The organism is Variovorax sp. 10N420 (assembly GCF_056394705.1).
Genome location: NZ_JBFTIJ010000009.1, coordinates 181618 through 207328 on the forward strand (window position 1 = coordinate 181618; position 25711 = coordinate 207328).

Genomic DNA, 25711 nt, shown 5'->3' on the forward strand with positions numbered 1-25711 from the left:
GTCAGGCGCTCCGGCTTCTGCCAGCGCGGGTGATCTGAAGCACATGGGAGATCACGGCGTTGGCCCTGTTGACGCCCAGCGACGCATGGAAGCGCATCAGCAAATCCCTGCGGACGGCGGACTCGAAGCCTTGCGGATCGAGTGAGTGTTCAGCCATCGCGTCATCCACGAGGCGGCTGACGGCGAGCGCGTGGTCGATATAGCCGCGGCGCGCCGATGCATCGAGTCCCGCGGCGGCTTCATCGCCCAAGGCCATCAGGATGGCGCCGAAGAATGCCCTGGCCCGCGGGTTGGCTGACAACACGTCGGGCATGCCAGGGACTGCGCGAAGGTCGACGCTTCGCTCGAACTCGCGAAACAGGGCGTATTGCTTTCGCGGGCTGTCGAAGAGCGCTTCTGCATCTTCGATTGCGCTCTTGAGCAAGCCGGACAACACCTTTTGCGCGTACGGATCTTCGACGAGTTCGTGCGCAATGGTGTTCTGAAGGCGCGTCCTGATCAACGCGGCTTCACGGCGCGCCCTTTGCTCAGGCCAAGCATCAGCCGCATCGCCGTGGGAAGACTGCCTCACTGCATAGACGGCATCAGGTTCGCGCACCGTGCTGCCTTCGACGCATGCGTCGACAAGCCTTTGGATCTGCTTGTCGTATTCGCTGTCCACGACGCTCTCCATGGCATCGCGTTGAGCGGTCTGCCGCGCATTTCGCAACAAGCGCAAGTCCTGCTTGTAGCGGGCAACCTGCTCTTCCGAAAACTGCGGGTCTTCGAAGAAGCTGCGCGAGGACAGCGCCGTCCTCAAGCATTGTCCGAAGGCATTGAAGGCCGCGGAGAAGTCATCGCGAACTCCCGCGCTCAGCGCCTGCCGCAGTTGCTCGGGATCGTCGCGATCGGCGACCTCATCGAAGAACGACCACATCGACGCGTGCAACGACGGCAGTCGCTTGAATTCGGCATGCACCGGCGTGTATAGCCCGACGAGGTCCGTGGCGTCGAACCCACTCTGCGTGCGCTCCTCGAGGTCCTGGTAGCCGCTGATCGCCGTATCCAGCTGCTTGAGGACGCCGCGATAGTCGACCAACAGACCGTGTCGCTTGGCGTCGTGCAACCGATTCACGCGGGCCACTGCCTGGATGAGGCCATGACTCTGGAGCGGCTTGTCGATGTAGAGCACGGCATTGCGCGGCTCGTCGAACCCTGTGAGCAGCCGATCGACGACGATGAGTAGATCGGGTTCGGCGTCGGTGCCGAAGCCACGCAGCACCTGTCGCTCGTGTTCCGCCGGCTTGTGCGCACTTGCGAGCACGTTGTGGCGCCACCAATGCTGCACCTCTGCCAACCCATCATCGTCGGGATCGAAGTCGCCCTCGCGCGCGTCGGGCGGCGAGATGACGATGGCGCTGGTGACGAGCCCGGTCGCGTCGAGCGCCTTCTTGTAGCGAACTGCATCGCGCTTACTGGCGGTGGCGACCTGGCCTTTCAGCCCGGGCGCCAACTTCTTGAAGTTTTCGCTGAAATGGGTCGCGATGTCCCACGCAATCAGCTCGATGCGCCCGGCCGCGCCGTGGATGACTCCACGCGCCGCGCATGGCTTGCTCGCATCGATTCGCTGATTCGCGCCGCAGGTGGCACTGATCTTGTCGAACCAGCGGTCCACCGCCTTCGCGTCGATTTTGAGTTCGGGCACACGCTCTTCGTAGAGCAGCGGCGTGACGACGCCATCTTCGACCGCGCGGCGCATCGTGTAGGCGTGAATGATCGGCCCGAACTTCTTCGTCGTCTTCTCGTCCTTCAGCAGCGGTGTGCCGGTGAAGGCCACGAAGGCCGCACGGGGCAGAGCCCTGCGCATGCGTTCGTGCGTTTCGCCCCCATGACTGCGATGGCCTTCGTCGACCAGCACGATGATGTTTGCCGACTCGTTTCGGCATTCGGGCAAGCGCGACGCAATGTTGAACTTCTGAATCAGCGCGAAGGTGATCCGCTCGGTGCCGCTGCCAATGCGCCTTGCGAGATCCCGGCCCGTGACGGCCTTGCTGCGCTCGCCTTCCTTGTGCGCGCCGAAGGATGGACCGAAGGCATCGCTCGCCACGAAATTCCGCGCCAGCTGATGCTCCAGATCGACCCGATCAGTGACGACGAAGATGCGACAGTCCTTCAAGTTTTCGTTCAAGAGCAATGCCTTGGCCAAGAACACCATGGTGAGGCTCTTGCCCGACCCTGCGGTGTGCCAGACCACGCCGCCCTTGCGCGAACCATCGGCTCGCAAGGACGCGAGGCGCTTCAGCAGCGCACCCGCAGCGAAGAATTGCGGCGGGCGCGCCACGATCTTGCCCAGCTTGCGGTCGAACAATATGAATCCGCGCAGCACTTCGAGCAGTCTCGAAGGCGTGAGCAGGCTGACCAGCAGGCGGTCGGCCGCATCAGGCGACAGCGGCGAAGCCCATAGCGATTCGAGCCCGGTCCTCAGCACGGAAGACTTTCCTTGCAAGAGCTGCCCGAGCGTCTCGGACGGCGGCGTCGCATTCTTCAGCGAGCGCACGTGCGCTTCGTCGAACTCTTCTTCCTTGTTCCATCTCGACCAGAATTTCGCAGGTGTGCGAGTGGTGCCATAGCAGGCATCGGTCGGGCCGATGGCGATCTGCAGTTGCGCGTATGCAAAGAGATGCGGCACTTCCTCGTCGCGCTGATTGCGCAGGTGCCGCTCGATGGCTTCACGCACCGTGGGGCGCCCGCACTCGATCACAACAAGCGGAATGCCGTTCACGTAGGCGACGACGTCGGGCGCGCGGTGGTTGCCGCTGCCCTGCGAAAGCACGCTCAGGTCCTCTGTCACGTCGAAGCGATTGGCGGCGGGGTCGTCCCAGTCGATGATCGCGATGGTCGGTTGATGCTTCTTGCCGTCGGGCATGAACTCGGTGACCGTGACGCCGTAGGCAAGCCTCGAATAGAGCCGCTGGTTGGCGGCGAGCAGTCCGTCTCCCAACCCGAGCGTGGCGAGTTCGCGCAGGATCTGATCGATGGCGCCAGCGGAGAGCGAGTGGTGAGCGCCCTTGTATTCAAACCGGCGCGTCTGGAGAAACTCGACAACCCAGCGCTTGACCAGAACTTCGCGCGCGCCGCCTCGCAGTTCGAGGCACGCCGCCGGATTCAGGTAGCGCCAGTCGAGATTGCACAGCATGCGCAACGCACTCAGGCGGGCGTCATCAGTCATACCCGAGCTCCTTCAGGTACCCGGCCATCTCCTCTTCAATGCCTGCGCACTCCTTCTTCAGTTCGATCCGCTCGCGCCGCAATGCGTCGAGGTCAACGTGGAGTGGAGCCTGCGTGCTGTCGACATAGCGGCCGACGTTGAGGTTGTAGTCCTGTTCGGCAATGGCGTCGGGAGCGACGAGGATGGCGTACTTGTCAGCAGACTCACGCCCGGCATAGGTCGCGAGGATCCGTTCAATGTCGGCCGCGCGCAGCAGGTTCTGGTTCTTGCCAGGCTGGAACTCGCGGCTGGCGTCGATGAAAAGGACTTTGTCGTCGGCCTTGTCCTTGCGCAGCACCAGCACTGCGGCAGGGATGCCGGTGCCATAGAAGAGCTTTTCAGGAATGCCGATGACCGCGTCGAGCAGGTTCTCCTCGATCAGCTTTCGACGGATCGCGCGCTCGGCGCCTCCGCGAAAAAGAACGCCATGCGGCATGACCACCGCCATGCGCCCGGTGCGCGGATTCAGGGTCTCGACCATGTGCAGGATGAAGGCGAAGTCGCCTTTGCCACGCGGAGGCAGCCCGCGGCGGTAGCGGCCGAAGCGATCGTTCTCGGCGCTCTCATGGCCCCACTTGTCGAGACTGAACGGTGGGTTGGCGACGACGACATCGAAGCGTCGCAGCCGCGTGTCGCCCACCACCAGCTTGGGATTGCGGAGCGTGTCGCCCCATTCGATGCGATGGTTGTCCTCGCCATGAAGGAACATGTTCATCTTGGCGAGCGCCCAGGTGCTGCCTATGGCCTCCTGCCCATAGAGCGCATAGCGCCGCATGCCGCTGCGTTCTCGGATGAGCCGGCCGCACCGAAGCAGCAGCGAACCGGATCCACATGCGGGGTCGCAGACTTCATCGCCGTCCCGCGGGTCCATCAAGCGCGCGAGGAGCTCCGAAACTTCCGGCGGTGTGTAGAACTCGCCGGCCTTCTTACCGCTGGTCGAGGCAAATCGCTTGATGATGAATTCGTACGCGTTGCCGACCACGCCGAGCGTCCCGACCCTGCTGGGGCTCAGGTCGAGTTCGGGCCTGGCGAAAGCTTCGAGGAGCTGCCGCAGCATGTCGTTCTTCTGCTGCTCGTCCCCCAGCTTGCCCGCGTTGAAGCTGATGTCCTGAAAGATGTCGCGCAGCTTCGATAGGTTGGCGTCTTCGATCGCATGCAGCGCACGATCGATGCGCTCCCCATTGCCGGGCTGATAGCGCGCCGCGTGCAGCGCGTAGAAGCTGGCGTTCGGCGGAAGCACGAAGCGTTCGGTCTTGAGCAATTCGTCGATGAGCCCCGGTTCGGCATCGGCGTATTCCTTGAGATACCCGTCGTAGTGCTCCTGCCAGACGTCCGACACGTACTTGAGAAACAGCAAGGTCAGGACGTAGTCCTTGTAGATGCCCGGGTCCACGATCCCTCGAAGGGTTTCGCAAGCGGTCCACACGGCGCCATTGATCGCATCCTGCTCGATGGTGGGTTGTTTCATGTTCTCCCTGTGGTTTTTGTCATGGGGTCGCTGCCAGTTCCTCGGCGATCGATTCGAAGAGGCGCTCGTGATTGCGGATGAGCAGGGCCTGCAGGTGTCGCTCACGGTGGGCCAGCCGCACCAGTTCGACGATGCGCTGCTGATCGGGCAGAGAAGGAATGCTGACGCGCATGGCTTCGAGCATCGGCCGGCGCACGCTCAGTTGGCTCGAACCCTCGGCCGCGCGCTGCAGCGCTCGCTGAAAAGGCGGCTGGTTGATCTGCCAGGCGAGAAAGGCCGCGATCGCGGGGCTCCCAGGCTTGAGGCGCAGATGAAAAAGATGAGGCCCGCAAACTGCATGCTCAGGCGGTTCATCAAGACAGGCGGCATAGAAGCGGCTGCCCCGCGCCACAAAGAGCAGATCGCCTGGGAGCAGCCAGTCGGCATCGCCGCGTCCCGTGAGCCGCGTCCGCACCACCGTCTGCCATCGGACCCCGGCGGCAGGATGCACGTCCTTCATCTGGACGGCGCGGACCGGGCCTCCAGGAATCTCCTCGATGGAGCCGCGAAAGGGATAGCCCGCCTTGATGGCAGTCAACTCCCCCAACGAAACACGAACTGCATCAATCGACATGATGCAAATCCTACAAGGTTCGATGACCGCGGCTCGCTAGACTTTCGGCACAAAACCAGTGCGTCGCCTTGCGATGCGAACAAATGGTCAAGGTCAGGGAGTGTTGGATGGGGTATGAGGTCGATTTCCTGCCTGTGAAGTCAGGCGGCGCAGCCATCAGCGTCCGCTGGGGCCAACCGGGCAATTACAAGGTGCTTGTCTACGACGCCGGCACGGCGCTCTCAGGCGCGCAGATGGTGGCTCACATCCAGAACCTGTACATGACGTCTCATGTGGACTACCTGGTGAGTTCGCATCCGGCGAGCGATCACATGGACGGCTTGCCGGTGGTTCTCGGCAAACTGACAGTCGGCGAGTTGTGGATGCAGCGGCCCTGGGCCTATTCGAGGCGGCTGCGGAGCGCCATGGGACCGGCGCGTGCCCTCGAGAGCCTGGCCAAATCGCGGGGTGTCCCTGTGTTCGAACCTTTTGCCGGCGCCAATGTCGGCCCCTTCGTCGTCCTGTCTCCCGGCCACGACTGGTATGTCGATGCATTGCTGCCGGCCTTTAATGCGAAGTTCGATGGGAAATTTGATGGCCCCGGCGAGGGCGCTTCGCAGCGGATCGCTCGGCTTCTCGAGTTTGTTCACCTGCTGGACCGCTGGACCCGACGCTACGCGCGCGAACGTCTGCGCGCTCATGCCACGACCACGGCAGAGAACGAATCAAGCGCGGTGCTCTATGGCGAGTTCGGTGGGCAGGGGGTTCTGCTCACGGGAAGGGCGGGCGTTCAGGCGCTCGACGCGGGAGCGACCTTTGCCGAGCGGCTGGGTGTCGATCTTCCGTCGCAGCTCTGCCTGCTGCAGGCACCCAATGCGGGGAACCTGAACCATGTGTCGACCCAGGTGCTCGATCGGATCGTCGGGCAGAGCACGCCTGCGGCGCAGCGCAAACACACCAAGTCGGCTTTCGTCTCCATCAGCATCGAAGCGCGGCAGCGCCTCAGCCGGATACTGACGGAGGCGTTGAGCCGGCGCGGCGCCCTCAGCTTCGCAACGCGGGGGGTGAGCCTTCATCATTGGCACGAGATGCCCGACCGCGGCTGGTACAGGACCCAACCCGACACGCTCCTGGAGATTTGAACGCCGGCTCATGTCGGCCGGCCTCCGATGCGACAGGCGGAAGGCGCCTGTTCCTCGTAAATTCGACGGTCCATCATCCAGGCAACCAAGGAGCATTCGCCCATGATTCACGTCGTCGCCGTCATCACCGCCAAACCCGGCCAACGCGCGCAGATCCTCGAGGCCTACCGCGCCAATCGGGCCGCGGTTCTCGCGGAAAAAGGCTGCATCGAATACACCGCGACCGCGGACGCCGCCGGCGTGCCGACCTCGCGCGCTTCATTCGGACCGGACACCTTCGTGGTGATCGAGAAGTGGGAAACGCTCGCGGACCTGCAGGCGCACGCGGCAGCGCCACACATGGCCGCCTATGGAGCGAAGGTGAAAGACTGGACGGAGAGCCGCTTGATCCATGTGCTTGAGCCGGTATAGCGCATCGATAGGTCAGTTACCGATCGGTAATTTTTATTGACTTTGAGTGCGGCGTCGCGGCAGAATTACCGACAGGTAATTCGTGGGAGCAACAATGCCTGGAGCAAAGTCATCGTTACCGATCGGTAATTCACAAGACACGGATGGCGTCATCCGTTCTACTGCCGATCTCGGCGAACTGATTCGCCAGCGCCGCCGTTCTCTCAACCTCAAGCAGTTGGACATCGCTGGATTGGGCAATACAGGCAACCGTTTCATCGTGGATCTGGAGGGCGGCAAGCCAACGGTCCAACTGCAAAAAGCGCTGGATGTGCTTGACCTGCTGGGACTGGAAGTCGTGGTGCGGCCCCGAACCTCCGGTGGCATTTGATGGCCCGGCCGCACAGCCTGGACGTCTTCTTCGGCGAAGAGCACGTCGCCGTAGTCCACGACAGTTCCCCCATCGAATTCGAGTACACGCCTGAATGGCTCGCCCGCGCTGAGCGGCTGCAAGTCGCCGCCATAGACCTTTCTCCAGGGCATCAATCCTCGGCGGCCGTGCAGGCGTTCTTGGAAAACCTGCTGCCCGAAGGCGAACTGCGCGCCTATCTCTCAGAGCAGAAGAAGGCTTCCACGTTGTTCTCGCTGCTGCACGAAGTCGCGGGCGACACCGCCGGCGGGTTCGTCATTCTCCCGGGTGGGGAGCGACCCGAACCCCCTTCCTATGAGGCAACGAGCTGGCAGGCCCTCGCGCTGATGCTGGGGCGCAAGTCAGCTGCCGCTATCGACATCAAAGGCAACCATGCCCGAGTGTCGCTGGCCGGCGCCCAAGACAAGGCTTCCATCGCATTGTTCGACGATGGATTGCCGCGACTTCCTCAGGGCACTTCTCCGTCCACGCACATTCTCAAGCCGGACATCCGCCGCATTGCCAAGATCTGGCATTCGGCGGCCAACGAAGCTGTGATGATGCGCACCTCGGCGTTGTGCGGGCTGCCGACAGCGCAAGTCTTCTATGAGCCGACCACCCAGGCTTGCGTTGTCAAGCGCTTCGACCGCCTCGACCGGGCGGACGGCACCCTGGGTCGCTTGTTGCAGTACGACTTGTGCCAATTGGCCGGCACAGTGTCGGAGAAAAAATACGAGATTGAAGGCGGCCCCGGTGCAGCACGTTGCGCAGAACTGATTCGCCGGTACAGCACGCAACCTGCGTCGGACTTGAAGAACTTCGTCGCCTGGCTGTTCTTCAACCTCTATGTCGGCAACAACGACAGCCACGCCAAGAACTTGTCGCTCTATCGGGTGCCTGGCGCTGGCATGAGGCTCACGCCGTTCTACGACTTGATGTGCACCCGCATCTATCCCGGACTGTCACCGCACTTCGCTTTCTCCATCGGCGGCGAGACGACGCCCGGTACGATGTCGCGAGCGAACATCATGGCGCTCGCCGAAGCATTCAATATGCGCTCGGGGTTCCTGTTCGCCATTGCCGAAGAACTCGCCAACAAGCTGCCTGACGCAACGGAAGCAGCCATCGAGTCCCTTGAGCCCGATTTATCCGCGGGTGCGAAAACGTTGGCCGTCCGGCTGCATCGATTCGTCGTCTCAACGACTCGCCAGCTCTCCAAGCGCTTTCTTAAGGCACCATGAAAAAACGCGCCCTCGGGCGCGTTGTCGGTGAGTGCTCGAAACCGCCTTACTTCGCCATCACGCGAACCATCTCCAGGCACTTGTTCGAGTAGCCCCACTCGTTGTCGTACCAGCTCACGAGCTTGACGAAGGTGCCGTCCAGGGCGATGCCAGCGTCGGCGTCGAAGATCGAGGTGCGCGGGTCGCCGCGGAAATCGGTGGCGACCACCTTGTCTTCCGTGTAGCCGAGGACGCCCTTGAGCGCGCCTTCGCTCTGGGCTTTCATTTCAGCGCAGATTTCCTCGTAGGTCGCCGCGTTGACCAGCTCAACAGTGAGGTCGACCACCGACACGTCGGAAGTCGGCACGCGGAAGCTCATGCCCGTGAGCTTCTTGTTGAGCTCGGGGATTACGACGCCGACGGCCTTGGCTGCACCGGTGCTCGACGGAATGATGTTCTCGAGAATGCCCCGGCCGCCGCGCCAATCCTTGTTGCTCGGGCCGTCGACGGTCTTCTGAGTGGCGGTGGCTGCGTGCACGGTGGTCATCAGGCCGCGCTTGATGCCCCACTTGTCGTTCACGACCTTGGCAAGCGGCGCCAGGCAGTTTGTCGTGCAGCTGGCGTTGCTGATGATGGCCTCGCCCGCGTATTTCTTGTCGTTCACGCCGTAGACGAACATGGGTGTGTCGTCCTTGCTCGGCGCCGAGAGAAGAACCTTCTTCGCGCCGGCGTCGATGTGCTTCTGCGCCGTCTCCTTGGTGAGGAAGAGGCCGGTGGACTCGAGCACGATGTCGGCGCCGACGTCGTTCCACTTCAGTTGTGCCGGGTCGCGCTCCTGCGTCAGGCGAATCTTCTTGCCATTGACGATGAGCGTGTTGCCCTCGACGTTGATTTCACCCTGGAAGCGGCCATGCACGGAGTCGTACTGCAGCATGTATGCCAGGTAGTCCGGCTCGAGCAGATCGTTGATCGCGACGATCTCGATGTCGTTCTTGAAGTTCTGCACCGCCGCGCGAAGCACGTTGCGACCGATGCGACCGAAGCCATTGATGCCGAGTTTGATAGCCATGTCATTTGCTCCTGGATGATGAAAACCGAAAGGGCGATCGATTTCAGCGCTTGAGCGCCGCTTCGACCGTGGCAGCCACGTTCTCTGCCGTGAACCCGAAATGCTTGAACAGCACGCCCGCAGGCGCCGATTCGCCGTAAGTGTCGATGCCGACCACCGCCGCGACGCCGTACTTCCACCACCCACCGGTGGCGCCCATTTCGACGGCGATGCGCGGGGTGCCGCTCGGCAGCACGCTGGTCTTGTAGGCGACGTCCTGGCGATCGAAGGTGGTGGTCGAAGGCATCGAAACCACGCGAACCGCGATTTTCCTTGCGGCCAGCAGCTCTTGCGCCTTGAGGGCCAATTGCACTTCGGAGCCCGTCGCGATGATCACGGCCTTCACGTTCTTGTTCTTGAGCCCGACTGCCGCCGGCTCAGACAGCACATACGCACCCTTGCTGATGTCGCTCAGATCCGACTTGGGCGAGTAGGGCAGGTTCTGGCGCGACAGCAGCAGTGCGGTCGGACGATTTGCGCTTTGCAGCGCCACGGCCCAGGCGACGGCAGTCTCGGCCGTGTCGCCGGGGCGCCAGACATCGAGGTTCGGGATCAGGCGAAGCGAGGCAGCGTGTTCGATCGACTGGTGTGTCGGGCCGTCTTCGCCGAGACCGATGGAGTCGTGCGTGAAGACATGAATCACGCGCTGCTTCATCAGCGCGGCCATGCGAATGGCATTGCGGCTGTAATCACTGAAAGTCAGGAAGGTGCCGCCGTAAGGGATGTAGCCCCCATGCAGCGCCAAGCCGTTCATGATGGCGGCCATGCCGAACTCGCGGACGCCGTAATTGATATGGCGGCCCGGCAGACCGTCAGGGAACTGCTCGTTGCCTTCGCTGCGGATCACGGCGCCATTGGCATCGAAGCGCAGGCTGGGCGTGCTCTTGGTGTTGGTGAGGTTCGAGCCGGTGAGATCGGCGCTGCCGCCGAGCAACTCGGGCAATGCGGCGGTGAAGGCTTCGAGAGCGAGTTGCGATGCTTTTCGCGACGCGACCGTCTCGGCCTTGGTGTGGGCGGCCACCACCGTATCGAAGGCGGTCTGATGGAAGTTCTTCGGCAGCTCTCCCTTCATACGGCGCGTGAACTCGTCCGCGAGATCGGGAAAGGACTGCGCATAGGCCGCGAATCTTTCATTCCATTCGGCCTCGGCCTTGGCGCCGGCTGCCTTGGCATCCCATTCCTCATAGACGGCCGCTGGCAGGTCGAAGGGCGCGTGGCTCCACTGGAGCGCGCTGCGCGTCAGTGCGATCTCGTCCGCACCGAGCGGCTCTCCGTGCGCCTTGGCCGTGTTGGCGCGATTGGGGCTTCCCTTGCCGATCTGCGTCTCGCAGATGATCAATGTGGGCCGATCGTCGTGCTTCTTCGCCTTTTCGATCGCCTTCGACACATCCTTGATGTCGTGCCCATCGATCGGCCCGATCACTCGCCAGCCGTAGGCTTTGAAACGCTCTTCGGTGTTGTCGACGAACCAGGGCTTGACCGGACCGTCGATCGAAATGCCGTTGTCGTCGTAGAGCGCAATCAGCTTGCCAAGCTTCCATGCACTGGCGAGGGCAGCGGCTTCGTGGCTGATGCCTTCCATCAGGCACCCGTCGCCAAGGAAAGCGTAGGTGTGATGATCGACGATGGTGTGGTCCTTGCGGTTGAATTCCGACGCAAGCAGCTTTTCGGCAAGCGCAAAACCCACGGCATTCGTAATGCCCTGGCCCAGCGGCCCGGTGGTGGTCTCGACGCCGGGGGTGATGCCCGTTTCAGGGTGGCCGGCGGTCTTGCTGTGCAACTGGCGGAAGTGCTTCAGCTCGTCGATCGGCAGGTCGTAACCCGTGAGGTGCAGCACCGCGTAGATGAGCATCGACGCATGGCCGTTCGACAGCACGAAGCGGTCGCGATCGAACCAGTGTGGATTGGTGGGGTTGTGCTTGAGATGCTCGCCCCATAGCGCGACAGCCATGTCGGCCATGCCCATTGGTGCGCCCGGATGCCCCGAGTTTGCGAGTTGTACGGCATCCATTGCCAGCGCGCGAATCGCGTTGGCCATCAAGGCTTGGTTGGCCATCTGTGGCTTCCTGGGAGCAAGTTAGGGGGAACCCGGCATTTTAGCGGCCGAGGTCGGTGCACTTCGAACGAAGCGCGGACGGCTGCTAGAGTGCCGCCCATGCATGGACTGCACCTCACTGCCGATCTCCATCGATGCCGCTGCGAGACGCGCTGGCTTGTCGACGCCGATGCGCTCGGCACCGCCTGTGCCGAAGCGGCCGAATCCGCGGGGCTGCAGGTGGTCGGGCGGCTTTTTCATGCGTTTCCGGCGACACCGAAGGGCGAGGGCGGAGTGACTGCCACAGTGCTGCTCGCGGAGTCGCACCTGTGCGTGCACACATGGCCCGAGGAAGGCAGCGTCACGCTCGACGTCTACGTCTGCAACTTCGGCGCTGATCATTCGGCCAAGGCGCATGCGCTGATGGGTTCGCTGGAGGCACTCTTCCTGCCACTGCACGTCGAGCGGCATGCGCTGCAGCGCGGAGCGATCCGGGCGGAGGCCGCATGACGACTCCAGCCACTTCAGCGACTCCAGCAGTCAGCGCGATGATTCTTGCCGCAGGACGCGGAGAGCGCATGCGGCCCTTGACCGACACCACGCCGAAGCCTCTGCTGGAGGTCGCAGGCAAGCCTCTCATGCAATGGCCCATGGAAGCGCTCGCAAAGGGAGGATTCGGCCGACTCGTGATCAACACGGCATGGCTTGGCGATCAGATACAGGTGCGTTTTGGCCAGCGATTCGAAACGTCCACCATTGCCTATTCGCATGAAGGGCACGATTTCGGCGGCCCGCTCGAAACCGCGGGAGGCATCGTGCGCGCCTTGCCTTTGCTCGGAGAAATTTTCTGGGTCGTTGCCGGAGATGTGTTCGCTCCGGACTTCGAGTTCACGCAAGCGGCGGTGGATTGTTTTGCGGCCAGCGGCCGGCTGGCGCATCTATGGCTGGTGCCCAATCCTGCGCACAACCCGAACGGCGATTTCGGCATCGCGCCGGACGGGAGCGCCCTGAGCGTATCGGCACAGAAGGACACCTTCTCCACGATTGCGTTGTACCGCGCCGAGTTGTTCGCCCCGCCTTATTGCGACATCCCAAGGGGCAATCCTGAGGGAATCAAGGCTGCGCTGGCGCCGCTCTTGCGCCATGCCATGAAGGACGGGCATGTCAGTGCCGAGCGCTACAGCGGGCGCTGGGCCGATGTCGGCACGCCCGAACGGCTTACTGAACTGAACACAAAAAAACGGCCCGCATGAGGCGGGCCGTTTGCTGCATGAAGTCTCGAATCCGCGTCAGGGGACGTTGACGGTCGACACCTGGAATGGCTTGCCAGGCACCGTCATGGCACCGCCGTATTCAGCGACGCTGCCATTGGTCGAATTGACCGAGCAGCCATTGGGCTTGGGACACGCACCGCCGTCCGAGAAGATCACCGGTCCGTAGCGGTAGTTGCGCACTGCCTTGCCAGCGTAGTCGGTCACGCTCACCACGTTGTTCGCGTTGGCGAAGTTGTCGGCATCTTCCACGGCGATCAGGTCCGTCAGCTCGTTGTGCTGGATGGTCCGCACGATGCCACCGCTGTTCCCGTCGGCAGCAAAACGCACCCAGGAGATCTTGTTGTCGCCGCGCGATCCCACAATCACCTGCTGGTTCAGGGGCTCTCCGCTCCAGTTGCTCGGCTCGCCCTTGGAGGTGGCCAGCGAAGTCGGGTTGCGGCCGATGCCGCTGACGGTGCCCACTTCAGCGATGGCGCTGGCTGCCGGCGAGCTGTCCGCGCCGCCCGGTGCATAGCCGTCCAGGCTGTAGATGTGCAACGTGCCGTCCTGAGTCGCGATCCATGCGCGCGGATTGCTGCTTAGGACCGTCGTCTTCACGGCCGTCGGGCGGCCGCCCAGCGACACGGTCTTCACCACCTTGGGCATCTGGGTCGCCGCATCCGAGATGAAGGGCCACTGGTTGGCGCCTTGCCCCAGGTTGCTGGTGGACCCGACGTTCGAGCTGAAATACACGCCGTTGATGTAGCTGAAGAGCGGCTTCAGGTCGATGAAGGCAGCCTTCTGCTCCGACTTGGAAACCACCACCGCCACACCGCCCTTTGCATACCTGCGGTAGTCGCTGCCGCCTTTGGCGAACTTCTGCCAATTGCTGGTCAGGGGCGAATTGGCCGATCCCATGAAGCCGGCGCCGTTGGGAAGCACTGTGTCGAACTGGTCCATGCCGGTGGTCACCGAGATCTCGGTAGGCGCCGCCATGCCAGGAAGATCGACATAGCCCAGCACCTTCATGAAAGCGGTGTTGCCCATGTTGGGCAAGCCAGGGTAGGGACTCGTCCATTCGCCCCACCAGTCATGCCAAGCCGCGTATGAGACGCCGTTGACGGTGTGCGCCGCTCCATTCATGGCATCGCAGCCATCGCAAAGGCCCGCCAGCGCCACCACGGCAACCTGGCCCTTCAGCGCCACGGTGTCCCACACCGTGATCAGGGCGAACTCGTTGTTATTGGTCACCGCGACACCCGTCGGCACCTTGTTAGGCCCCAGCGTGGTCGTCGCGTTGTTGCTCGCCGTGTTGGTGCCGACACTGCCGATGACGCCGTTCTGGAAGGCGACCACGGCTTCCGCGCAGAAGCCCGTGCGGCCATAGCAGCGGCCCATTGCCACCGGATCGCCGCTCGTGATGCCCGCCGCCTTGTAGTTCATGACGTTCGGGGTGTCGATGCCTTGGCCTTTCTGATAGATCTGCCATGGGAGTTGCGGCAGTTGGGCGAAGACGTTGTAGACGTACGCCGAAGCCTGGAACAGGGCCACGCCGACGCGTTCGCTCGGATCGTCGGCCGCAAAGAGCATGTTGGCCTGGTTGGTGGAAAAAAGCCCCGGATCGCCGGAAACAGGCCCGCCCACCGACCAGTAGAACGGGACGTTCTGCGCGGGGTCGGTAAGCTTGGTGTCCGTGCGCTTGGCCAGGGCGGGACCGGTGTTGGCGGTTCCGCAAGACGCCGCGTCGGGACCGTAGCGGTACGCGATGCCGGCATCCTTGCTCAGTTGCTTGGCCATCGCCGTGTACTGCGCAGCCACGATGTTGGAAGATGCGTCCACGATGTCTTTACTTTCGGTCGAACAGAACGTGGTCGAAGCCGCGCTGGCGCCGAGTGCCGTGCCGCCAGGCGAGACTGTGGGGGCCGACGCATTGGCCGCGTCGGGTGTCACTGCCGCATTGACGGCAGTCGCGGCAATACCGCCCCCGCCGCCGCTTCCTCCTCCACCACAACCTGTGAGCACGCCAGCGCCTATCGCGAGCAGAATCGCGCTCTTATTTAAAACATTGAACAAAAAAACACCTCCGAAATAAGAAGTGGTGGTTTTTAGTGGGAGTAGTCCTACACGGCAATTCTTCTTGCAATTGCTTTCTTCGTGTTTTCCCTACCCCAGGGACTGCTTACAAACGTATCAGATAGTGACCTTATGACCGCAATTCATCAAGCCCCCCGACGTGTACATCTTTCTGCTTATATAGGTGCCGAAAGCATCGCCATCATCCCCACCGCGCCGGAGCGGCAGCGCAACCGAGACAGTGACTTTCTGTTTCGGCACGACAGCTATTTCTATTACCTGACGGGCTTCACGGAGCCGAACGCATGGCTGGTGCTGTCGGGTGATGGCCGGTCCACCTTGTTCTGCGCACCGAAGGATCTGGAGCGGGAAATCTGGGACGGCTACCGGCTCGGCCCCGAAGCCGCGCCGGCCGCACTGGGCGTCGACGAGGCTTACTCCATCGATGAACTGGACACCCGGATGCCGCGGCTGCTGGAGAACAAATCAGTCGTCTGGTATCCCTTCGCCACCCACAAGGGGCTGGAGACGCGGGTCGACGGATGGCTTTCTGCAGTACGCGCCCGCGTGCGCTTCGGCGCGCTCTGTCCTGAGGAACAGCGCGACCTGTGTGGCCCGCTGGATGAAATGCGGCTCGTCAAGGACGCGCATGAGCAGGACACGATGCGCCGGGCGGCGCAAATCAGCGCCAGGGCGCATGTCCGTGCGATGCAGTTATCGGCGCGAATGCTGCGTGAAGGCAAGGACGTCCGCGAATACCACCTGGACGCGGAGTTGCTGCACGAATTCCGCTTGGGCGGATCGCAATACCCGGCGTACAGCTCGATCGTGGCGGCGGGCGCGAACGCTTGCGTCCTGCACTACCGGGCCGACACCGCGCCGGTGCGGGACGGGGAACTGGTTCTCATCGACGCGGGCTGTGAGCTCGACGGCTATGCGAGCGACATCACGCGTACATTTCCGGCAAACGGCAAGTTCACCGGCCCGCAGCGCGCGCTGTACGACCTCGTCCTCGCGAGCCAGGACGCCGCCGTTGCGGCAACCCGCGCGGCCCAACGGTTCAACGATCCACACGAAGCCACCGTCAAGGTGCTTTCGCAAGGCATGCTCGACCTCGGGTTGCTCGACGCCAACAAGGTGGGCAGCCTGGATGACGTGATCGAAAACCGCGCCTACTTTCCCTTCTACATGCATCGCACAGGCCACTGGCTTGGCATGGACGTGCACGATTGCGGCAGCTATGTCGAACCCACGCAGATCGGTGAGGTGAGCGAGCGCCGGGATCCGCTGTCGAACGAGATCATCAAGAACCGGCCGAGTCGAATCCTGCACCCCGGCATGGTCCTGACGATCGAACCCGGCATCTACGTGCGCCCTGCGGAAGGCGTGCCGGAGCAATTCCACAACATTGGAATCCGCATCGAGGACGACGCGATCGTCACCGAGACCGGCTGCGAACTCATCTCTCGCGGCGTGCCCGTAGATGGCGACGAGATCGAAGCGCTGATGCGGGGCTGAAGGACGGACCTCAGGTCGCCGCAGCCGCCAGGTGGCCGCGCGTGAATGCTTCCTCGAAGATCGAGTAGCCGGACCAATCGCTGTGCGCAAAGGCCAGGCGTCCCGCCACGATTCGGTCGCGCGCGCCCAGTTGCTTCAGCATGCCCGGAGCGGGAATCGCCATGGCGTGGCCGTATCGGGTGATGTCGATTCGCGCTGCCAGTCCCGCGAGGTCGGGATGAGAGACCGATAGCTCCGCCAGCAGTTCGTCGCGCCAATCGGACCACGCGCGGTCCAGCAACAGGCGCCGACCGTCAGGCCCATCGAAACCGCTCGGCCCCAGCGGCCGATACCAGCTCAGCACCGTGGCGCGCGGCGTTGGGTCCAGAGTCTGATGGCGCGCGTCCACGTAGCCGAGCCCGCGCGTTCCGAAGATCACGTTGTCCCAACTGGGTGCCGCGCCCGGCCTGTCTGCCAGCGGCTCACGCACATGGACATTGGCAACCAGCCATGGCGCGTAGCCCAGCGCCGACGCAGCTCGACGCAGTACCTCGGGCGGGTTCTCGACAACGCGCACAGCGATGAATGCGGGGAGCGCAACGATGCAACGCTCTGCGTGCCAGCGCACCTGAGATCGGGTCGTGATATCGAAGGCGTCGACCTCGACACTCCCGCGGAGCTCCGCGATGCGGCTCACCGCATGCCCAGTCTTCAGCCGCTCGCCCAAAGGCTTGGCAAGTCGCCGCGTCAGCCAGCCATTGCCCTCCGGCCACGTCAGCACAGCATCGGGCTCCGCGCTGTCGTTGCCCGGCGCGTGAAAGCCGTGGCGGCTGGCAAAGTAATGAATCCCGGCCCAGGCCGACACGAAAGCCATGCCTGCGCCGTAGTCGTCTCGACAGCAGTAGTCCAGATACCAGCGGAGGTTCGGGTCAGTGAAGCCTTCGCGGTCGAGCCAAGCCTGAAAAGTTTGCCCGTCCAACTCGAGCAGCAGGGGCGCGCTTTCTGCCCTCAGGGTCGGGATCACGAACCGCGCTTCTCGACGCAACGCATCGACCCGACCGGCAAAACGGCGGTACTGCGCCAGCGTGCTCGCGGCGACGCCATCCATCGGCAGCAACCCGTCCTGCCAAGCGCCGCGAAAGAAGAGTCGCTCCTGAGGCGCGCTGCACAAATTGCGCTCGTCGTAACCCCAGCGGCCCGCCATGCGGCGCCGCAAGCCGAGTTCTTGGAGCAAGTCCTGAACCTCGTGCGCGCCTTCGCCGGGTATGGGCAAATAGTGCGCGCCGAGCGGACAAGCGATGCCATCCACCGCGCCACCCCGGCTGTTGCCACCCGCTGTGTCTTCGAGTTCGAGCAGCACGAAGTCATCAATGCCGTGGAGCCGCAGCGCACGCGCGGCGGCCAGGCCTGCGACACCGCCGCCCGCGATCACGACCCGGGTGCGACGCACGATGTCCGGAGCGTCACCACTTTTCAATGCACCATCGCGAAGTGCGTGCCCTCGTGCGACTTCGATGCCTGCGAAGCCGCCCTGGATTTCGCCTGACGGCTTGCACCCCGGCAGCATGGCCGCGCCTGCAACCGCGCCCAGAAACCCGCGGCGCCTCACCGCTTCCCCCATTCCTGCTCGTAGGTCGTGACCAGGACTTGGTTCGAAAGGCGGTTCACCTGCGTTGGCACGCTCGCCATGTCCAGCGGAAAGTCGAACAGCAACGGCAAGCTTTCCGTCGACAGAAATCGCAAGCCCGCGGGCAAGGTTTCGGGGAAGCGATAGGGCCGCCGACTGGCGATGATGTAGCCCCATTCGCCGAAGCTGGGCACGTGCGCGTGATAGGGCGTCGCATGAAGCCCGACCGATTCGATGGTCGTGGCGACCGTCCAGAAACTCTTGCGTGCAATCAACGGCGACGTGGTCTGGATCACTGCGTAGCCGCTGGCCGACAGGCGCTTGTCGAGCAACGCATAGAACGAGCTCGTGTAGAGCTTGCCGATGGCGAAATTCGTCGGGTCCGGAAAATCGACCACGATCACGTCAAAGGTCTCGCCCTGCTCCTGGAGCCATTGGAAGGCGTCGGTATTGACGATTCGTACTTTCGGCGATTTCAGCGAGCCGCCGTTCAGCGCCGCCAGGGTCTCGTGCTCCGTGAAGAGCCGCGTCATGTTCGGATCGAGTTCGACGAGCGTGACGCCTTCGACGGAGGGATATTTGAGGATCTCGCGCACCGCCATTCCGTCGCCGCCGCCAAGCACCGCGACCTTCCGGGGCGCCCCGTGCGCGGCCATCACCGGATGGACCAAGGCCTCGTGGTATCGGTACTCGTCTCGCTCCGCGAACTGCAGGTTTCCGTTGAGGAACAGACGGTGCCCCGAAGCACCCCGTGTGACCACGATGTGCTGGTAGGGCGAGGTCGCGCTGAACACCACCCGGTCTTGATAGAACTTGTCCTCCGCGAGCGTCGTGATGCGCTCTGCGAAGATGAAGGCAGCCATGAGCGCCAGCAGCACCAGCAGGCAGGCCATTGCATGTGCCCTGACCCGTCGCAGTTCGCCTCTAAATAGCCAGAGCGCCCACACCGCCACGGCCGCGTTCATCAGCCCGAACAACAAGCCGGTGCGGATCATTCCCAATTGCGGCACCAGCAAAAGCGGAAACGCGATCGACACCGCAAGCGCGCCAAGGTAGTCGAAGGTCAGGACCTGCGAGACCAGTTCCTTCAGCAAGATATTGCGCCGCAGGATCCGCATGACCAGCGGAATCTCGAGCCCAACGAGCATGCCCACGGCCAGCACGAGCCCATACAACAGCAGCCGGAAAGCGCCTGGCATGTACGCGTTGGCCACGAAGAGAACGGCGGGCAAGGTGCCGCCGATCAAGGCCACGAGCAGTTCGATGCGCAGGAAATGCGCAGGCAGCTGCCGATCGAAATAGCGCGAGAGCCATGAGCCAAGACCCATCGCGAACAGGTAGGTGCCGATCACCGTGCTGAACTGCAGCACGGAATCTCCCAGCAGGTAAGAGCTCAACGCCGCCGCACTGAGTTCATAGACCAGCCCGCAGGCCGCGACCACGAACACGCTGGCGAGCAGCGCGACCTCGACAGGCTGCGGGCCGCTCTTCGCGGCCGCATGCGCCGGCACAGCGACCTCGCTCGGTCTCAATGGATCGCCGCTGCGACGATGATGCAAATCCCGAGGCTCATCGCCGCAACCACGAGACCCAGCGCCACGTTCTGCTTCTCGACAATCTCGAGCCAGAGGTCGTAAGGCGTCATCTTGTCGATGAGCAGAAAGAAAAACCAGAAGACCAATATGCCGATCACCGCATAGACGAGCGATCCGAGGATGACGTCGGGCTTCAACCATTCAAGTGTCATGAGAGGACCTCCGGAAAAAATTTGATTACTTGTGGCCGCCGCCACTCGAATAGCCGCCGTACGAGCCGCCTGCGCTGCGCGTGCCGCCCGTTCCGCCCGAACCGCTGCACGTGCTCAGGATGATCAGCAGGATGATGATCACCACGATGACCAGAATGATGGTGCCGCATCCGAGGCTCGATGCAGCGCTCACGGGCAACGCATCGTTGCGCTTGAACATGTCCTTGCGGCGGTCGAGCTTGAAGGCCGCCGCCACTATGGCGCTGTCAATCCTGCTGCCGGCCGACCACGTCAGCTCGTTGGCGGAACGCTCCATCGACAGCAGCGAGGTGCCGGCGGCGAAGTCGCGGTTGAAGGTCTTCTGCCCGCGCTGGACCTGCCAATAGAACTCGCCGGCGACGTAGCCCGTCTCGGCGTTGTAGGCATATTGCTGCAGGTAGACCTTGCCGAGGTAGGTGGCCCGCGACCCGCTTTCCGCCATGGTCGGTGCGCCGGTGGTCGGCTTGACAATGCTCCAGCCATCCTCCGCGTCGACGAGAAAGCTGAAGCCGCGCTTCTGGTTGAACAACAGGTATTCGCTCCAGCCGAAGTGCTCGTCATCGCCCGGCGCCACGCCCATGCGATGCTGGAAGCCGACCACCTGCCAATTCACGCCCTGCAATTGCCCGACGGCACCCAGCGGAATCAGCGGCTGGATGGGTTCGTCTTGCGACGCGTGCCGCAACTCCCCGCCAATGCCTTGCGACAGATCGATGATGCTGTTGCACGAAGGGCAGGTGACGCTCTTGCTGTCGGCCAGGTTGAGTGTGACCGGCGAGCCGCAGTTCGGGCAGTTGAAGCTGCGGCCCCTCTCCTCCTTGGCCGATTCATCACGCAATCCCGTGAGCTGGAGGTCCTCCAGACGCACCGCACGCCCGAGATACGCGCCAGGCGGATTCGTGTCGTAGTCGAGGCTGAGCACCTCTCCCTGGTCGTTGCGCAGTTCGACGGCCGGAAATCGGCGGCCGAGTTCGGGCAACCTCGGCAACTCGCCCTGCGCGGAGATCAGCGCAACCTGTTCGTTCGACGTGACCGTGTAGCTCTGTCCGTTGAACGCTGTCGTTGCGCCGACTCGCAAGTCCTCCGCAGGCGGAGCAGGGCGTTGCAGGGCGATCGGCAGCGTGAAGACGTAAGCGCCGTTGTCCTCGCTCAGGATGCCGGTGCGGTCGGCATCGAGCGCGGCAATCCATTCGGTCCAACGTGCGCTGTCATAACTGTACTGAAGGCGACCGACCAGCGTGAACGGTCGATCCGCGAAGCGGCCGGCCGCAAAGAGTTGCAGTGGGCTGAAGTCATCGAACAGCTCCGCCATCTTGCCGATGCGCGCGAGCGTCTCGCCCTGCCGCACCACGGTGCTCTGGCAGTAGGGGCACACAGCATGGGTCGACTGCGCCGATCGAAATTCGACCGGCGCGCCGCAGCCCGGGCACGGCGCGCGATAGAGCCGCTGCTGAAACGAATCGGTGGCCAACGCGCGCGGATCAGACCAGCTTCTTCAGAAGCTCCGCCTTCTTGGCGTCGAATTCTTCCTGGGTGAGGATTCCCTTGGCCTTGAGTTCACCAAGCTTTTCAAGGGTCGCCATCACGTCGGCTGGATTGACAACGGCGACGACGGGCGACTGCTGCTGACCGGCCGCCGCGGGAGCAGCAGGGTTTTGCTGACCCAGCCCCTGCGCAAGGTTCTGCGCGAGCACCTGGCCCAGCGCAACGCCGGCGCCCAATCCCATGGCATCGCCCGCAATGCCACCGCCAGTGCCGGCCCCTTCGGCAAACTTCGGAATGGCCTGCGCCGTCTGGTACTGCATGAACTTGCCCATGTCGTTGCCGACCATGCCCATGCCGATCTTCTGGTCGAGTATCTTTTGGAGTTCTTCGGGCAACGAGACGTTCTGCACCGTGATGGTCTCGAGCTTGATGCCGATTTTTGCGAACTCCGGCACGAGCTGGGTCGCGAGCGCTTGGGCGAACTGGATCTGGTTGGCTGCAAGATCGAGAAATGGCACGCCGCTCGAAGCGATGGCGTTGCTGATGTTCTGAAGCACCAGCCCGCGCAACTGACCGTCGAGCTCCGCCACCGTGTAGAGGTCGCGGGTGCCCGAGATCTCTGTGTGGAACAGCTTGGCGTCGCCAATGCGAAAGCTGAAGTTGCCGAATGCCCGCAAGCGAACCGCACCGAAATCCTTGTCACGAACGGTGATCGGCTGCGGCGTGCCCCACTTCTGATCGACCTGCTGTCGCGTGCTGAAGAAGTAGACATCGCTCTTGAAGGGCGACTCGAACAGCTTGTCCCAGTTCCGGAGGTATGTGAGCACGGGCAGCGTCTGCGTCGTGAGCTTGTACATGCCTGGCCCGAAGACATCGGCCACCTGGCCCTCGTTCACGAACACCGCCACCTGCGACTCCCGCACCGTCAGCGATGCGCCGTTCTGGATTTCCAGGTCCTGCATCGGAAAGCGCCAGGCCAGCGTTCCATCGCTGGTCTCGGTCCACTGAATGATGTCGATGAACTGCTTCTTGATGAAATCCATCAGCGCCATGGTCGTTCCTCGCTACGGGGTTGCTGTGCCGGGCATATTGCCACAGCGCCCGTCGAACAACCCTGGGGACAGTTCCGGCACAACCCATCAGTTATCCACAGGCAAGAGGCTCTCGTCAAAGTTGTTCGCCTTCGCGCGACAGCACGAAAGCGCAGCTGCCCACAGCTGGCCGGCTTCGGCAAGTACTTGCTGCGCAACGGGAAAGTGCCACTGTCCACAGCGGAGCCGGTCCCTTACTACTACTACTAATCTAAATAGGAAGAATAAGTAGAAGAAGTAGGAACAGACGGCGCCGGGCCGCAGAGGCCCCCGATCCGCGTCGGCCGCGCCAAAGTCGAGGTCTACAATCGGCGCCCTTTTGCAAGAAGCGTCACTGGAGGCACGGCCCAATGTCCGATCCGACTTCACCGATCCCCACGCCCGAGGACAAACGTGCCGAACTGCGCCGCGCAGCCCTCGAATATCACGAGCATCCCGTCCCCGGAAAGATCTCGATCGCCGCGACCAAGCAGATGGTCAATCAGCGCGATTTGGCGCTCGCCTATTCGCCCGGCGTTGCGGCCCCGTGTGAGGAAATCGTCAAGGACCCCGTCAACGCATTCAAGTACACCGCGCGTGGCAACCTCGTTGCGGTGATCACCAATGGAACGGCCGTTCTCGGTCTCGGCGACATCGGCCCTCTGGCTTCCAAGCCCGTCATGGAGGGCAAGGGCGTTCTGTTCAAGAAGTTTGCCGGCGTCGACGTGTTCGACATCGAAATCGACGAGAAGGACCCGGCAAAGCTGGTCGAAGTCATTGCCGCCCTCGAGCCCACATTCGGGGCCATCAATCTCGAGGACATCAAAGCGCCGGATTGCTTCTACGTCGAACGCGAACTGCGCAAGCGCATGAAGATTCCGGTCTTCCACGACGACCAGCACGGCACCGCCATCACGGTTGCGGCAGCCATGCTGAACGGCCTCAAGGTGGTCGGCAAGGACATCTCCCAGGTCAAGCTCGTGACCTCGGGCGCAGGCGCTGCAGCCTTGGCCTGCCTGAACCTGCTGCTGAAAGTCGGCCTCAAGCGCGAGAACGTCTATGTCACCGATCTCGCGGGCGTCGTCTATGAAGGCCGCACCGAATTGATGGACGACGACAAGCGCCAATACATGCAGAAGACAAAGGCGCGGACGTTGACCGAGGTCATCGAAGGCGCGGATGTTTTCCTTGGCTTGTCCGCCGGTGGCGTGCTCAAGCCCGCCATGGTGGCAAAGATGGCGGCGAAGCCCGTGATCTTCGCGCTGGCGAATCCGAATCCGGAAATCACGCCCGAGGATGCTCACGCCGTTCGCGACGACGTCGTGATGGCCACCGGCCGGACCGACTACCCGAACCAGGTCAACAACGTCCTTTGCTTTCCATACATCTTCCGCGGCGCCCTGGACTGCGGCGCGACCACCATCACGGACGAAATGGAAGTGGCGGCGGTCCATGCCATCGCTGAACTCGCGCAAGCAGAACAGAGCGAGCGGGTGGCGGCCGCATACGCGGGTGAGAAACTCAGCTTTGGCCCCGAATACCTGATTCCGAAGCCTTTCGATCCGCGGTTGATGATGAAGATCGCACCCGCCGTCGCCCAGGCGGCTGCCGAGAGCGGGGTGGCGCTGCGGCCCATCTCTGACCTCGATGGCTATCGGGACAAGCTGCAGACCTTCGTCTACACCTCAGGGTCGATGATGAAACCGATCTTCGATGCCGCCAAGCGCGCGCCGAAGAAGCGCGTGGCCTACTGCGAAGGCGAGGAAGAACGCGTGCTGCGCGCTGCGCAGATCGTGGTCGACGAAGGAATCGCGCGGCCCACGCTCATCGGCCGTCCCGCAATCATTGCCCAACGCATCGAAAAATTCGGCCTTCGCCTGAAGGAAGATCTCGACTACGACATCGTGAACGTCGAACAGGACCATCGCTATCGCGACTTCTGGCAGACCTATCACCGGATGACCGAACGCAAGGGCACGACCGTCCAGACAGCAAAGATCGAGATGCGTCGCCGCCTGACCCTGATCGGCGCGATGTTGCTCCACAAGGGAGATGTCGACGGAATGATCTGCGGTACCTGGGGTACCACGACCATTCACCTGCATTACATCGACCAGGTGATCGGAAAGCGCCCGGGCGGTTGCGCGAGTACCAGTCAGAACGTGCCGATCTATGCCTGCATGAACGGCCTTCTGCTTCCCGACCGGCAGGTGTTCCTGGTCGACACGCACGTCAACTACGATCCGACGCCTGAGGAACTCGCCGAGATCACGACGATGGCCGCGGAAGAAATGATGCGGTTCGGCCTCAAGCCAAAGGCCGCCTTGCTGTCGCATTCCAATTTCGGCAGCAGCAATCTGCCAACGGCCCTCAAGATGCGTCAAACGCTCGATTTGCTCCGCACCCAAGCGCCGTGGCTCGAGGTCGACGGGGAAATGCATGGCGACGTGGCGTTGGACGGCAAGCAGCGTGCGGCGGTAATGCCCCATAGCGCATTGGCTGGCGATGCCAATTTGCTCGTGTTTCCCAACATCGATTCGGCCAACATTTCGTACAACCTGCTCAAAACGGCAGCAGGCGGCAATATCGCGATCGGCCCGGTTCTGCTGGGCGCAGCGAAGCCCGTCCATATTCTCACGGCGAGCGCCACTGTTCGTCGCATCGTGAATATGACGGCACTGACAGTCGCGGACGCCAACGCAGAGCGCTAGGCAGTGTGGCGACAGCGGTCGCTAACTTCAAACCCGCGCTCAAACCCTTGCGCCTGCTCAAAGATTGGGCAGGCGCTTGCTATTTGCGCGCCTCTGGTGCACACTTGCGGCCTTGAATTTGCGGGTTAACCCCAACCGGTTGACCCCCCAATTCGGCTCTCGCTCTTTTCTTTCTGGTGCCCCATGGCGGCTTACGCCTCGATCACGTCTCCGGTTTCCAAGTTTGCGCTTACCAGCTTGTTGTTGGTGGCTTTTGCAACTGGAGTTCAGGCACGTGAATGGTTCGGTACTGAAGCCGGTCGGCCCGTGCAGGAATCGATTGCGTTGGCCGAATTGCCTGTGCAAGGCCAGCGTACATATGAGGCCATTTTGAACGGTGGCCCTTTCCGGCATGAAAAAGACGGCGTGGTGTTCGGCAATCGCGAACGCCTGCTGCCGCAGGAGCGCCGAGGCCACTACCGAGAGTACACGGTCGATACGCCCGGCTCGCGCGATCGTGGTGCACGGCGCATCGTCTGCGGAGGCGAGCGTACGACGCCATCGGCCTGCTGGTACACGGCAGATCACTATGCGAGTTTTCGGCGGATCGAACCTTGAG

Annotated in this window: 20 protein-coding genes; 9 read left to right on the forward strand and 11 right to left on the reverse strand. The window is 62.8% G+C overall.

The genetic code is table 11. From position 1 onward, the window contains the following. Position 1: 1 nt before the first annotated feature. The 3 genes from AC1DEK_RS22625 to AC1DEK_RS22635 are packed head-to-tail and all read right to left on the reverse strand — an operon-like array spanning position 2 to position 5328. A complete protein-coding gene (locus tag AC1DEK_RS22625; RefSeq protein ID WP_478127537.1) occupies positions 2-3208 on the reverse strand; it encodes a type I restriction endonuclease subunit R in 3207 nt (1068 codons plus the stop codon). Then, positions 3201-4715, reverse strand: a complete 1515-nt coding sequence (locus AC1DEK_RS22630; protein ID WP_478127538.1) for a type I restriction-modification system subunit M — start codon at positions 4713-4715, stop codon at positions 3201-3203. The genes AC1DEK_RS22625 and AC1DEK_RS22630 overlap by 8 nt, the downstream gene beginning before the upstream one ends. A gap of 19 nt (positions 4716-4734) precedes the next feature. Next, positions 4735-5328, reverse strand: coding sequence for a restriction endonuclease subunit S (locus AC1DEK_RS22635; RefSeq protein ID WP_478127539.1), 594 nt, complete (start codon positions 5326-5328; stop codon positions 4735-4737). 107 nt (positions 5329-5435) lie between these two features. On the opposite strand from AC1DEK_RS22635, the gene AC1DEK_RS22640 reads away from it, so the two are divergent. The 4 genes from AC1DEK_RS22640 (at position 5436) to AC1DEK_RS22655 (ending at position 8489) form a co-directional block, all read left to right on the forward strand. Further along, positions 5436-6449: a ComEC/Rec2 family competence protein gene (locus AC1DEK_RS22640; protein ID WP_478127540.1), complete on the forward strand. Its 1014-nt coding sequence runs from the start codon at positions 5436-5438 to the stop codon at positions 6447-6449. 102 nt (positions 6450-6551) lie between these two features. Further along, on the forward strand, positions 6552-6860 hold the full coding sequence (locus AC1DEK_RS22645; protein ID WP_478127541.1) for a putative quinol monooxygenase: 309 nt from the start codon (positions 6552-6554) through the stop codon (positions 6858-6860). Positions 6861-6954: 94 nt separating this feature from the next. Next, positions 6955-7230, forward strand: coding sequence for a helix-turn-helix domain-containing protein (locus AC1DEK_RS22650; RefSeq protein ID WP_478127542.1), 276 nt, complete (start codon positions 6955-6957; stop codon positions 7228-7230). After that, entirely contained in the window at positions 7230-8489 is a 1260-nt protein-coding gene (locus tag AC1DEK_RS22655) for a HipA domain-containing protein (protein ID WP_478127543.1), read from the forward strand. Before AC1DEK_RS22650 ends, AC1DEK_RS22655 begins: the two co-directional genes overlap by 1 nt. A gap of 46 nt (positions 8490-8535) precedes the next feature. Here the strand turns inward: AC1DEK_RS22655 and gap are convergent, their stop codons facing one another. Then, positions 8536-9537, reverse strand: coding sequence for a type I glyceraldehyde-3-phosphate dehydrogenase (gene gap, locus AC1DEK_RS22660; protein WP_478127544.1), 1002 nt, complete (start codon positions 9535-9537; stop codon positions 8536-8538). A 43-nt stretch (positions 9538-9580) separates the two neighbouring features. Beyond that, a complete protein-coding gene (gene tkt, locus AC1DEK_RS22665; RefSeq protein ID WP_478127545.1) occupies positions 9581-11632 on the reverse strand; it encodes a transketolase in 2052 nt (683 codons plus the stop codon). Between the two features lie 99 nt (positions 11633-11731). Between tkt and AC1DEK_RS22670 the strand changes: the two genes are divergently transcribed. Beyond that, complete coding sequence (locus tag AC1DEK_RS22670) at positions 11732-12121, forward strand: S-adenosylmethionine decarboxylase family protein (protein WP_478127546.1); 390 nt, start codon at positions 11732-11734, stop codon at positions 12119-12121. Between the two features lie 38 nt (positions 12122-12159). Next, the gene (locus AC1DEK_RS22675; RefSeq protein WP_478127637.1) at positions 12160-12864 is read left to right on the forward strand and encodes a nucleotidyltransferase family protein; all 705 of its coding nucleotides are present in this window, start codon (positions 12160-12162) and stop codon (positions 12862-12864) included. A 36-nt stretch (positions 12865-12900) separates the two neighbouring features. Here AC1DEK_RS22675 and AC1DEK_RS22680 read toward each other — a convergent pair whose 3' ends face one another. Continuing rightward, positions 12901-14886, reverse strand: a complete 1986-nt coding sequence (locus tag AC1DEK_RS22680; RefSeq protein ID WP_478127547.1) for a hypothetical protein — start codon at positions 14884-14886, stop codon at positions 12901-12903. Positions 14887-15069: 183 nt separating this feature from the next. On the opposite strand from AC1DEK_RS22680, the gene AC1DEK_RS22685 reads away from it, so the two are divergent. Further along, positions 15070-16455, forward strand: coding sequence for an aminopeptidase P N-terminal domain-containing protein (locus AC1DEK_RS22685; protein WP_478127548.1), 1386 nt, complete (start codon positions 15070-15072; stop codon positions 16453-16455). A 10-nt stretch (positions 16456-16465) separates the two neighbouring features. On the opposite strand, the gene AC1DEK_RS22690 is transcribed toward AC1DEK_RS22685, so the two are convergent. From AC1DEK_RS22690 to AC1DEK_RS22710, 5 genes are read right to left on the reverse strand one after another with little or no spacing between them, the layout of a single operon-like run. Next, entirely contained in the window at positions 16466-18055 is a 1590-nt protein-coding gene (locus tag AC1DEK_RS22690) for an FAD-dependent oxidoreductase (RefSeq protein ID WP_478127549.1), read from the reverse strand. Next, complete coding sequence (locus AC1DEK_RS22695; RefSeq protein WP_478127638.1) at positions 18040-19572, reverse strand: polyamine aminopropyltransferase; 1533 nt, start codon at positions 19570-19572, stop codon at positions 18040-18042. Before AC1DEK_RS22695 ends, AC1DEK_RS22690 begins: the two co-directional genes overlap by 16 nt. A gap of 17 nt (positions 19573-19589) precedes the next feature. After that, positions 19590-19808, reverse strand: coding sequence for a DUF350 domain-containing protein (locus tag AC1DEK_RS22700; protein ID WP_478127550.1), 219 nt, complete (start codon positions 19806-19808; stop codon positions 19590-19592). Positions 19809-19833: 25 nt separating this feature from the next. Then, on the reverse strand, positions 19834-21318 hold the full coding sequence (locus AC1DEK_RS22705) for a DUF4178 domain-containing protein (protein ID WP_478127551.1): 1485 nt from the start codon (positions 21316-21318) through the stop codon (positions 19834-19836). 10 nt (positions 21319-21328) lie between these two features. Then, positions 21329-22384, reverse strand: a complete 1056-nt coding sequence (locus AC1DEK_RS22710; protein WP_478127552.1) for an SPFH domain-containing protein — start codon at positions 22382-22384, stop codon at positions 21329-21331. 389 nt (positions 22385-22773) lie between these two features. Between AC1DEK_RS22710 and AC1DEK_RS22715 the strand changes: the two genes are divergently transcribed. Further along, complete coding sequence (locus tag AC1DEK_RS22715) at positions 22774-25113, forward strand: NADP-dependent malic enzyme (protein WP_478127553.1); 2340 nt, start codon at positions 22774-22776, stop codon at positions 25111-25113. A gap of 183 nt (positions 25114-25296) precedes the next feature. Further along, positions 25297-25710, forward strand: coding sequence for a guanyl-specific ribonuclease (locus AC1DEK_RS22720; protein ID WP_478127554.1), 414 nt, complete (start codon positions 25297-25299; stop codon positions 25708-25710). Position 25711: the final 1 nt, after the last annotated feature.